At 65.9% G+C, this 10575-nt stretch carries 8 protein-coding genes; 2 read left to right on the forward strand and 6 right to left on the reverse strand.

Going from position 1 to position 10575, the window contains the following annotated elements:
• Nucleotides 1–93: 93 nt before the first annotated feature.
• The 6 genes from ABE459_RS24515 to ABE459_RS24540 form a co-directional block, all read right to left on the reverse strand.
• Nucleotides 94–1275: an NAD(P)/FAD-dependent oxidoreductase gene (locus ABE459_RS24515; protein ID WP_125465802.1), complete on the reverse strand. Its 1182-nt coding sequence runs from the start codon at nucleotides 1273–1275 to the stop codon at nucleotides 94–96.
• A gap of 136 nt (nucleotides 1276–1411) precedes the next feature.
• On the reverse strand, nucleotides 1412–2749 hold the full coding sequence (gene dbpA, locus ABE459_RS24520) for an ATP-dependent RNA helicase DbpA (RefSeq protein WP_346648158.1): 1338 nt from the start codon (nucleotides 2747–2749) through the stop codon (nucleotides 1412–1414).
• Between the two features lie 112 nt (nucleotides 2750–2861).
• Nucleotides 2862–4289 (reverse strand): multidrug transporter subunit MdtD, encoded by a 1428-nt coding sequence (mdtD, locus tag ABE459_RS24525; protein WP_125465800.1) that lies wholly within the window; start codon nucleotides 4287–4289, stop codon nucleotides 2862–2864.
• Nucleotides 4290–4413: 124 nt separating this feature from the next.
• Nucleotides 4414–5742, reverse strand: a complete 1329-nt coding sequence (locus ABE459_RS24530; protein WP_323830455.1) for a TldD/PmbA family protein — start codon at nucleotides 5740–5742, stop codon at nucleotides 4414–4416.
• Nucleotides 5742–7184, reverse strand: a complete 1443-nt coding sequence (locus ABE459_RS24535; RefSeq protein ID WP_323830454.1) for a TldD/PmbA family protein — start codon at nucleotides 7182–7184, stop codon at nucleotides 5742–5744. Before ABE459_RS24535 ends, ABE459_RS24530 begins: the two co-directional genes overlap by 1 nt.
• A 30-nt stretch (nucleotides 7185–7214) precedes the next feature.
• Nucleotides 7215–9011 carry an acyl-CoA dehydrogenase gene (locus ABE459_RS24540; RefSeq protein ID WP_323830453.1) on the reverse strand — a complete coding sequence of 599 codons (1797 nt, stop codon included), beginning with the start codon at nucleotides 9009–9011 and terminating at the stop codon, nucleotides 7215–7217.
• A gap of 824 nt (nucleotides 9012–9835) precedes the next feature.
• Between ABE459_RS24540 and ABE459_RS24545 the strand changes: the two genes are divergently transcribed.
• Both ABE459_RS24545 and ABE459_RS24550 read left to right on the forward strand, forming a co-directional pair.
• Nucleotides 9836–10078, forward strand: coding sequence for a hypothetical protein (locus ABE459_RS24545; RefSeq protein WP_125465796.1), 243 nt, complete (start codon nucleotides 9836–9838; stop codon nucleotides 10076–10078).
• A gap of 142 nt (nucleotides 10079–10220) precedes the next feature.
• Nucleotides 10221–10490, forward strand: a complete 270-nt coding sequence (locus ABE459_RS24550) for a DUF3077 domain-containing protein (RefSeq protein WP_125465795.1) — start codon at nucleotides 10221–10223, stop codon at nucleotides 10488–10490.
• Nucleotides 10491–10575 lie beyond the last annotated feature (85 nt).

Here is a 10575-nt window from a genome sequence, read left to right on the forward strand (position 1 = left end):
CCTTTGTGGGAGCGGGCTTGCCCCGCGATGGTTTTGCACCCGTCACAACACAGACCAGCAAGAAGCGTTCCGTGCTGCTGAATGGATTCTACTCTACACGAACTGCGCCGCAGCGTTGGCCGAAGCCCAGGCCCACTGGAAGTTGAAACCACCCAGGTGCCCGCTCACGTCCAGCACCTCGCCGATGAAGTACAGCCCGGGGCTCTTCAGCGATTCCATGGTCTTGGACGACACCTCGCGGGTATCCACGCCGCCCAGGGTCACCTCGGCGGTGCGATAGCCCTCGGTGCCCGCCGGCACCACCTGCCAGGCCGCCAGTTTGTCGGCGACCTCGGCCAATTGGGCCGGGGTGTACTGCTTCAGCGGCTTGGATTCGAACCACTGCTCGGCCAGCAGGTTGGCCAGCTTGCGGGTGAACACCTCGCCCAGCACGGTCTTCAGCTCGCTGTTGGGGCGCTCGACTTGCTGGCCCTGCAGCCACTCCAGGGCATCGCGGTCGGGCAGCAGGTTGATCTCGACGGTGTCGCCGGCCTCCCAGAACGACGAAATCTGCAGGATCGCCGGGCCGCTCAGCCCGCGGTGGGTGAACAGCAGGTTTTCCCGGAAGCTGGTGCCGTTGCAGCTGGCGGTGCAGTCCAGCGAGGTGCCGGACAGCTCGGTGCACAGTGCCTTGAGCTGGGGCTCGGTGATGGTGAACGGCACCAACCCGGCGCGGGTCGGCAGCAGTTGGTGGCCGAATTGGCGCGCGACCTGGTAGCCGAAACCGGTGGCGCCCAGTGTCGGGATCGACAGGCCGCCAGTGGCGATCACCAGCGACTGGCAGGCGAACGGGCCGGCGCTGGTCTGCAGGCGGTAGCCGCCTTCGGTTTTCTCGATCTGTTCGATGCTGGTGTTCATGCGCAACTCGGCGCCAGCCGCGTCGCACTCGGCCAGCAGCATGTCGAGGATGTCGCTGGACTTGTTGTCGCAGAACAGCTGGCCGAGCTTCTTCTCGTGGTACGGCACGCCGTGCTTGCACACCAGCTCGATGAAGTCCCACTGGGTGTAGCGTGCCAGCGCCGACTTGCAGAAATGCGGGTTGTGCGAGAGGAAGTTGGCAGGCTCGGTGTACATGTTGGTGAAGTTGCAGCGCCCGCCGCCGGACATGAGGATCTTCTTGCCCGGTTTGTTGGCGTGGTCGAGCAGCAGCACCCGACGGCCACGGCGGGCGGTGAGCTGGGCGCACATCAGGCCGGCGGCGCCGGCGCCGAGGATGATCACGTCGGTGGAGTGCACGGTTGGAACCTTTGGCAAAGTAGGGGGAAGCGTGGGAGCGGGCTTGCCCCGCGATGCGGTGGTGCAGGCAATGATGTTGGCCCTGCTGACGCCATCGCGGGGCAAGCCCGCTCCCACGAGCGATCTGCTGATCGGTTTAAATAATGCGGACTTTCAGGGCGCGACCCTTGATCTTGCCGCTGTTCAAGCGCTGCATGGCCTGCTTGGCCACCGCCCGCTCCACGGCGACAAACGCCACGAAGTCGAAAATGGCGATCTTGCCCACCTGCTTGCCCGGCAAGCCGGCATCGCCGGTCAGCGCACCGAGGATATCGCCCGGGCGCAGCTTGTCCTTGCGCCCGGCGCCGATGCACAGGGTGGTCATCGCCGGCAGCAGCGGCTCGCCGCCTTTGTTCTTCAGGTTGTCCAACTGCTCCCAGCGCAGCGGCTTCTGCTGCAGGTCTTCGATGGCCTGGGCGCGGTGGCCCTCGGCCGGGGCCACCAGGCTGATCGCCACGCCCTTCTCGCCAGCCCGGCCGGTACGGCCGACGCGGTGCACGTGGATCTCGGCGTCACGCGCCAGCTCGACGTTGATGACCATGTCCAGGCCATCGATGTCCAGGCCGCGGGCGGCCACGTCGGTGGCCACCAGAACCGAGCTGCTGCGGTTGGCGAACATGGTCAGCACCTGGTCGCGGTCGCGCTGCTCCAGGTCGCCGTGCAGCGCCTGGGCAACGATGCCCTTGGCAGTGAGGTGGGCCACCACGTCTTCGCACTGCTGCTTGGTGAAGCAGAACGCCAGGCAGGACTGCGGGCGGTAGTGGCCGAGCACGCGGGTCACGGCTTCCAGGCGCTGCTGCGCGTCGATCTCGATGAAACGCTGTTCGATCTGGTTGTCGCTGTGCAGCGCCTCGACCTTCACCTGCTGCGGCTGGCGCATGAAGTCCTTGGCCAATTGCTCGATGCCGGCCGGGTAGGTGGCCGAGAACAGCAGGGTCTGGCGGCGCGACGGGGTCTTGCCGATGATGCTGGCGATGGCGTCGAAGAAGCCCATGTCGAGCATGCGGTCGGCTTCGTCGAGCACCAGGGTGTTGAGGCCGTCGAGTACCAGGGTGCCTTTGTCCAGGTGCTGCTGGATGCGCCCCGGGGTGCCGACGATGATGTGCGCGCCGTGCTCCAGCGAGGCGATCTGCGGGCCCAGCGAAACGCCACCGCACAGGGTGAGGATCTTGATGTTGTCCTCGGCCCGGGCGAGGCGGCGCAGCTCCTTGGCCACCTGGTCGGCCAGCTCGCGGGTCGGGCACAGCACCAGCGCCTGGCAACCGAAGTAGCGCGGGTTGATCGGATTGAGCAGGCCGATGCCGAAGGCGGCGGTCTTGCCGCTGCCGGTCTTGGCCTGGGCGATCAGGTCCTGGCCCTTGAGGATGACCGGCAGGCTCTGGGCCTGGATCGGGGTCATCGAGGCGTAGCCCAGGGCGTCCAGGTTGGCCAGCATGGCGGCGGACAGCGGGAGGGTGGCAAAGGCGGTGGTTTCAACGGTCACGAGGCGGGCCTACGGTGCGAAGCGAAAAATGTCGCACAGTCTACCAGCCTCATGGCCATTCGCCCTACGACTCGACGTGCTCTTCCGGACGACGAGCGCGCCTTCCGTCTGTCGGCGCCAGTTGCAGGAAGATCGCCGCCGCCAGCATGGCCATCACGCCGATGGTGACGAAGGTCAGCTGGAACGCCCCCAGGGTGCTTTCCACGCCTTCGGCGCTGCCGGCAGCGGTGAAACCGCCGAGCAGCGCACCGGCGCAGGCCACGCCCAGGCTCAGCGACAGTTGCGCGACCACCGACAGCAGGCTGTTGCCGCTGCTGGCGCTGGCGTCGTCGAGGTCGATCAGGGTCACGGTGTTCATCGCCGTGAACTGCATCGAGTTCACCGCCCCGAGCAACGCCAGTTGCACCAGCAGCAGGGCATAGGGCGTCTGTTCATCGACCAGCCCCAGGCTGGCCAGCAGCAGGCCCAGCAGCAAGGTATTGCCGGTGAGCACGATGCGATAGCCCAGGCGTTCGATCAGCGGCCGGGCGACCGACTTGGCCAGCATCGCTGCCGCCGCCAGCGGGATCATGCTCATGCCCGCCTGGGCCGGCGAGTAACCCAGCGCCACCTGCAGCAGCAACGGCACCAGGAAGGGCAGGGCGCCGCTGCCCAGGCGGGCGAACAGGTTGCCGAGGATGCCGATGGCGAAGGTGCGCACGCGGAACAGCGACGGCGAGAACAGTGGCTCCGGGTCACGCCCGGCACGCAGCCAGTACGCGGCCAGGCAGGCCATGCCGGCGAACAGCAACAGCATCACCCGCAGGTGCGGCAGGTGCAGCTCGCCCAGGCCTTCCATGGCGATGGTGATCAGCACCATCGCCGCACCGAACAGCACGAAGCCCGGCCCGTCGAAGCGGGTACGCTCGGCGCCGCGCAGGTCGGGGATGAACTTCCACACCGCGTAGCAACCGAGGGCGCCCACCGGCAGGTTGAGCAGGAAGATCCAGTGCCAGGTCAGGATTTCCACCAGCCAGCCGCCGAGGGTCGGGCCGAGCAGCGGGCCGAGCAGGCCGGGGATGGTGATGAAACTCATGATGCGCACCAGCTCGCTGCGCGGGTAGGCGCGCAGCACCACCAACCGGCCTACCGGCAGCATCAGCGCCCCGCCCAGGCCCTGCACCACCCGGGCGAAGATCAGGAAACCCAGGCTGTTGGCCATGGCACACAGCAGCGAGCCGAAGCTGAACAGCAGGATCGCGCTGAAGAAGATGCGCTTGGTGCCGAAGCGGTCGGCGATCCAGCCCGAGGCCGGGATCAGCAGCGCCACGGTGAGCATGTAGGCGATGATCACGCCCTGCATGCGCAAGGGGTCCTCGGCCAGCGAGCGGGCCATGGCCGGCAGCGCGGTGTTGAGGATGGTGCCGTCCAGCGACTGCATGAAGAAAGCGATGGCCACCACCCAGGGGAGCCAGCGGGCGGTGACGGGGTCCAGTGGGGCGCGTTCGGGCATGGGTTACCTCAATGTCCTGGGTTGCCTGTGCCGGCCTCATCGCCGGCAAGCCGGCTCCCACTGGGGCAGCGAATGCCGGTTAGTGTGGGAGCTGGCTTGCCAGCGATGAGGCCGGTCCTGCCGATCACAATGTCAGGGTCAGCCCTTTGACCAAAGCCCCTGGCAGATGACTCGACCCGGTACTGCGCTGCCCATAAGTGCTGGTCGACAGGATCATCTCGCGCTCCTGGGTCAGGTCTTCGAGCTGGCTGCCCAGCAGGCTGTAAAGGCTGTCATCGAAGCGCATGGTGCTCACCGGCCCCTGGATCTGCCCGTTTTCCACCCAGAACGTCGCGAACCGGGTCAGCCCGGTCATCCTCGCCGCGGGCAGGTCCGAGTAGTTCAGGTACCACAGGTTGCTGATGTACAGCCCGGTGCCCAGGCGTTCGAGGATCTGCGCGCTGGGCAGATTGCCCGGCGCCAGGCTCAGTGCGCATGGCGATTCGTAGCTGTCGGCGCCATTGGCCTGAAGTGTGAACTCGGCGGCGCTGCGGGCGCTCACCAGCCGTTCCAGTGCCCGGCCTTCACCGATCAGCAGCAGGTCGCGACGCGGCGAGCCCTCGTCGGAGAACGCCGGGCTCAACGAGCCGCTGACCTGTTCGCTGAAACTCACCAATGAGCTCAGTCGTGCATCGCCGTTGTACAGGCGTTGCAGCGAGCTGTTCCCCGTGGCCAGTGCCTGGGCGGAGAAACCACCCCAGCAGAGCATCCCGGCGATCTCGTCCATCGCCGCCGGCGCCAGGTAGGCGCGGTAGTTGCCGGGCTTGAGGGTAATGGCCGGGCGGCCCAGGTGTTGCAGCTGTTCGCGGGCCAGGCGCAGGCGTGCGGCAAAGGCCTCGCCGCTCCAGGCCTGGCCTGCATAGTTGGCTTTGACCGCCTGGCCGTTGGCGTGGAACAGGCTCCAGTCGAAGTTGAAACTATTGGCCTGGTGCCAGCCGAAGGCGCCGAACGAGCTGGCGAAGCCGCGGCAGATGGGGCCGGCGGCGTAGATGCCGACCAGGTCCAGGTCGTTGGCCTCGCGCTCGACCAAGGCCAGCACTTCATCCAGCTCGGGCAGTGGCTGCTCCAGCAGGCTGTGGCTGTGCCAGGCACTCTCGTCGAGGCTCAGGTACGGATCGACCGGCAGCAGCGGCAGGGTCTGACGCAGTTGCCCGAGGCCGTCATGCAGGCGCTGGCGATCCAGCTCGGCGTCATCGCCCAGGGTGATCTGCTGCTCCGCCTGGCGGCCATCGCGAATCAGCCGCAGCTGCACGCTGGCCTGGCTGACCAGCCCGGCCTGACGCACTTTGGCATGGTTGAAGCGCACGAACTGCGAGTGTTCGGCGCTGTAGCCCAGGGTGAACTGCTCGCCGGGTTGCAGCGCATCGCGCAGGGCGCCGAGCAGGTCTTCGAAGCGTTGTTGATAGGTGCTCATCAGGCGTCCCCTCCGAATACGTCGATCTGGCGGAACACGCAGGCCGGCGAGGCGTGGCCGACCCGCACCACCTGGTTGGGTTCACCCTTGCCGCAGTTGGGCGTGCCCAGTACCTGGAAGGTGCTGCGATCGCCCACCGCCGACAGGTTGCGCCAGAAATCGGCGGAGATGCCTCTGTAGTTCGGGTTTTTCACCACGCCCTTGAGCTCGCCGTTCTCGATCAACTGGCCCCATTCACAGCCGAACTGGAACTTGTTGCGGGCGTCATCGATGGACCATGAGCGGTTGGTGCGCATCAGGATGCCGTTTTCGATTGCGCCGATCAGCTGTTCCAGCGGCTGGTCGCCCGGCTCGATATTGAGGTTGGCCATGCGGTCGATCGGCGCGCGGTTCCAGCCACAGGCACGGCTGTTGGCCACGCCGTCCAGGCCCGAACGCAGTTGCGACAGCGCGCCGCCCAGCGGCCGCACCAGCAAGCCGTTGCGGATCAGGAACTGCTTGCAGGCCGGGGAGCCGTCGTCGTCGAAGCTGTAGCTGGCCAGCTCTTCGCCGATGGTCGGGTCGAAGGTCACGTTGAGCAGCGTGGAGCCGTATTGCAGGTGGCCGAAATCGGCGGCCTTGACGAAGCTGGTGCCGGCATAGTTGCGCTCGTCGCCGAGGATGCGGTCCATCTCCAGCGGATGGCCGATGGACTCGTGGATCTGCAGCATCATCTGGTCGGGCATCAGCAGCAGGTCGCGGGTGCCGCTCGGCGTGTTGGGCGCCAGCAGCAGTTGCAGGGCTTCGTCGGCCACGCGGCGGGCCGCGCCGACCAGGCCGCAGCGCTCGATCACCTCGACGCTGCCTTGCTGGCCGAAGTTGTCGCGGCCCAGGGTGCGGCTCTGGCTGTCCTGGCCGTCGCTGGCGGTGACGCCCAGGCCCGGGTAGACGAAGCGCTGGGCATGGCGCAGCTCGGCGCCGGCGGAGTTCAGGTAGGTCTGCTCGACCAGGCTGATGCCCAGGCTGGCCTGCCAGTCCACCAGGCGGCTGTCCTTGGGCACGCTGGCGGATTCTGCGGCCAGCAGGTCCAGGCAGTCGGCGAGGTTGGGCAGGGGCTGGTCGAAGTTGGGTGAAACGTGGTCATGACGCTCGCTCGGGGCGGCTTGGCCGCTGAGGTCGAGCAGGCTATGGGCCTTGATGCGCCGGGCCAGCGCTTCGGCCTGTTCCAGGGCGCGCTGCAGGCCGCTTTGCGACAGGTCGGCGGTGGCCGCGTAGGCCTCGACGCCGTTGACCCGCACGGTGAGCATGGCGCCTTCATCCTGGCTGAAGTGCGGCGGCTCGGCGACATTGCGGCGTACTGAAAGGGACTGGTGCGATTGCTTGACGTGGCGAAGCGAGAACACTTCGGCCGTGCTGCGCAACGCGGCGAAGCGCTGGCGCAGCAGGGCGCTGGAATCGAACATGGGAAACCTCCGTTGGCGCGGTGGCTCCCCCTAGAACCACCCCTCTTGCATGCCCAGGCACGTATCGTCGCGGGCCTCGAGCAAAGCGAGGTCATTATGGCAGCCCGGTACTTCCCAGGTGAGGAAATAACGCGCGGCCTGCAGCTTGCCCTGGTAGAAGTCGCGGTCGCTGCCCTTGAGCAGGCCGACTTCGGCATGGATGGCCTGCTCCAGCCAGCGCCAGCCGATCACGCAGTGACCGAAGGCCTTCAGGTACAACGCCGAGTTGGCCAGTGCTCCGGCGACCTTGCCTTGGGCCAGGTCGCCGAGCAGGGCCAGGGTGACCGCTTGCAGGCGATTGACCAACTGCTCCAGCGGCTGGCGCAGGGTATCCAGGTTCGGCTGATGGCTGGCGCGCTCGCAGGTGCCGGCGATCAGGCGGATCAGTTGCTTGAGCCCGGCGCCGCCGTTCTGCGCCAGCTTGCGGCCCAGCAGGTCGAGGGACTGGATGCCCTCGGTGCCTTCGTGGATCGGGTTGAGGCGGTTGTCGCGGTAGTACTGCTCGACCGGGTATTCGCGGGTGTAGCCATGGCCGCCGAGGATCTGGATCGCTAGCTCGTTGGCCTTGAGGCAGAAGGTCGAGGGCCAGGATTTGACGATCGGGGTGAGCAGGTCGAGCAGTTGCTGGGCTTGCTGGCGGGCGTGTTCTTCGGGGGCAGTGTGGGTGTCGTCGAACAACCGCGCGGCGTACAGGCCCAGGTCAAAGGCGCCTTCCACGTAAGCCTTCTGGGCCAGCAGCATGCGCTTCACGTCGCTGTGCTCGATGATCGGCACGGCCGGGCTGTGTGGGTCCTTGTTGTCCGGCAGGCGGCCTTGCGGGCGCTGGCGGGCGTACTCCAGCGAATAGAGGTAGCCGGCGTAACCGAGCATCACCGCGCCCATGCCGACGCCGATGCGCGCTTCGTTCATCATCTGGAACATGCAGGCCAGGCCTTGGTGCGGCTGGCCGACCAGGTAGCCGACGCACTGGCCGTTGTCGCCGAAGTTCAGTGCGGTGGAGGTGGTGCCGCGCCAGCCCATCTTGTGGAACAGCCCGGCCAGCAGCACATCGTTGCGCGGGCCCCGGCTGCCGTCGGGGTTTACCAGGTACTTGGGCACGATGAACAGCGAGATGCCTTTGACACCAGCCGGTGCGCCCGGCAGCTTGGCCAGGACCATGTGCACGATGTTTTCCGAAAGCTCGTGGTCGCCGCCAGAGATGAAGATCTTGTTGCCCTTGAGCCGGTAGCTGCCATCGCCGGCAGGCTCGGCGCGGGTGCGGATATCGGCAAGCGAGGAGCCAGCGTGGGGCTCGGTCAAGGCCATGGTGCCGTAGTAGCGGCCTTCGATCATCGGTTGCAGGAACAGGCGCTGCTGTTCTTCGGTGCCGAAGCTCTCGATCAGGTTGGCCGCGCCCATGGTCAGGAACGGGTAGGCCGTGGTGCCGGCGTTGGCAGCCTGGAAGTGGGCGAAGCAGGCTTGCGATACCAGGCTTGGCAGCTGCATGCCGCCGACGTCGAAGTCGCGGTTGGCGTTGAGGAAGCCGGCTTCGAGGAAGGCGTCGACTGCTGGCTTCACTTCCGGGATCAGTTCGGCGCGGCCGTCCACGTAGCGTGGCTCGTTTTCGTCGCCCTTGCGGTTATGCGGGGCGAAGTACTTTTCGGCGATGGTACGGGCGGTGGTCAGTGCCGCGTCGAAAGTTTCGCGACTGTGCTCGGCGAAGCGCGGGCGCTGGGTCAGGGCCTCGGCGTCGAGGACTTCGTAGAGTTCGAAGGCGAGGTTGCGGCTGCTGAGGAGTTGCTCGGACATGGCGGCATTCCTGGGTCGGGGTGCGGCGAGTCTAGGTTGGGGCTTGGTGTGGGGAACAGGTTAATTGGTCTGGGTGATATGGCTTTAGAAGGCAGCGTTTTCGGAGGGGGATTAGGTGAGGGCTGCCAGGTGTTCGCCGAAAGATTTGCAGCGCCTGTGAGATCGAGCGCCGCCCGCGCGGCGCTTCGCGGGTAAACCCGCTCCCACAGTTTGTTTCGGGCCAATTATTCCTGTGAAAGTATCGGCGCCTGCCTTGGTGCATGCCTTGAGTCATGCGGGGCGGCGGCAACGCCCACACTGAAACCGCGTCGTACCAACAAGGCGGATCAGGTGATGGCACAGGAAAGACTGGCCCGAAACAAACTGTGGGAGCGGGTTTACCCGCGAAGCGCCGCGCGGGCGGCGCTCGATCTTGTAGGCGCTGCAAGGCTTTCGCCCAGCGCTTGGACGCCCTCATGCGATCGTAGCTATGGACCTGGAAGCGCTGGAACCAAGGGTTACCTCTGCCGCGTTTCCTACGCAAATCCCGAGACTTCCCCTATTCCCTGTAGTCCATTTCCCAAACATACTTCTGCCCCCTTTCAAGCCATTGCGGTGCTGTGGGTTGGTCACTAGTCTCGGGCGGTCGTTGCGAATGCAGCGACCGGCTTTGACAGGCCGACTCAAATACGACCGTATGGCTATGCCCTTATGGCGGCTGTGCGTGGGGCATCTTCGGGTGCGCCGGGTTTCCTCTATTTGACCGGTCTGTCAACCCATGTACAGCTGCCACCCTTTGTTTGACAGCGAATGGTGATGGTTCCATCTCAAATTGAGGATTCATCATGCTGAAGATCGTCCCCGACCCACCCCACAACCATCATTCCCTTGAAGACACCCTGATCCAGGCCACCGAGTACGCCCTGTGCGCAGTGACCGTGGTCCATCAGGCGATGCTGCTGCAGCCCAAGTCGCCCGTTTCGGTCTTGTTGATGACGGCGATGCACGAGACCGAAGCGCTGCGGGTGTTGCTCGAATCGGCACTGATTCAGGTGCAGATGCCGGCGCAGCAGCAGGCGATGCATTAGGCCGCGAGCGCTGTGTTGTTCAGGCGGGCCTCATCGCCGGCAAGCCGGCTCCCACAGATATGACGCACGCCTCACCTTGTGGGAGCTGGCTTGCCAGCGATGAGGCCCGCACAGGCACCGGAAAACTTCAGGGAATCAAACAATGACGACAATCGACACCACACCCCAAACCACCGTCGGCAAGACCAAGTTCTACCAAGGCGAGGGTATGACCGCCCCGCTGTTCTGCATCGAACCCGGCATCCCTTGCCAGCACGCCCGCGACCAGGCATCGGAGCTGATGGGCTGTGTGCGTGACCTGACCATCACCGGGATCATGGAAGAGAAGCCGCAGCTGCTCTGGGCATCCTATTACCTGAGCGCCCTGGCCAAAGCGCTGATGGATGATGCCGAACTCGGCATGAAGCACTGACACCCCAAAAGCATCGCGGGGGCTGCCCCCACCCACGCCCCGGAGGGGTTGGGGGGGGGGGGGGCGTTGCCCGCGATGGGGGGAG

Source organism: Pseudomonas sp. TWI923 (assembly GCF_039673365.1).
GTDB classification, from domain to species: domain Bacteria; phylum Pseudomonadota; class Gammaproteobacteria; order Pseudomonadales; family Pseudomonadaceae; genus Aquipseudomonas; species Aquipseudomonas sichuanensis.

What these genes read in the sequence shown, in the direction of transcription:
- mdtD (WP_125465800.1), bottom strand. Translation starts at nt 4,289, where the DNA reads ATGCCCGAACGCGCCCCACTGGACCCCGTCACCGCCCGCTGGCTCCCC.
- ABE459_RS24545 (WP_125465796.1), top strand. Translation starts at nt 9,836, where the DNA reads ATGCTGAAGATCGTCCCCGACCCACCCCACAACCATCATTCCCTTGAA.
- ABE459_RS24535 (WP_323830454.1), bottom strand. Translation starts at nt 7,184, where the DNA reads ATGTTCGATTCCAGCGCCCTGCTGCGCCAGCGCTTCGCCGCGTTGCGC.
- ABE459_RS24550 (WP_125465795.1), top strand. Translation starts at nt 10,221, where the DNA reads ATGACGACAATCGACACCACACCCCAAACCACCGTCGGCAAGACCAAG.
- dbpA (WP_346648158.1), bottom strand. Translation starts at nt 2,749, where the DNA reads ATGCTGGCCAACCTGGACGCCCTGGGCTACGCCTCGATGACCCCGATC.
- ABE459_RS24540 (WP_323830453.1), bottom strand. Translation starts at nt 9,011, where the DNA reads ATGTCCGAGCAACTCCTCAGCAGCCGCAACCTCGCCTTCGAACTCTAC.
- ABE459_RS24530 (WP_323830455.1), bottom strand. Translation starts at nt 5,742, where the DNA reads ATGAGCACCTATCAACAACGCTTCGAAGACCTGCTCGGCGCCCTGCGC.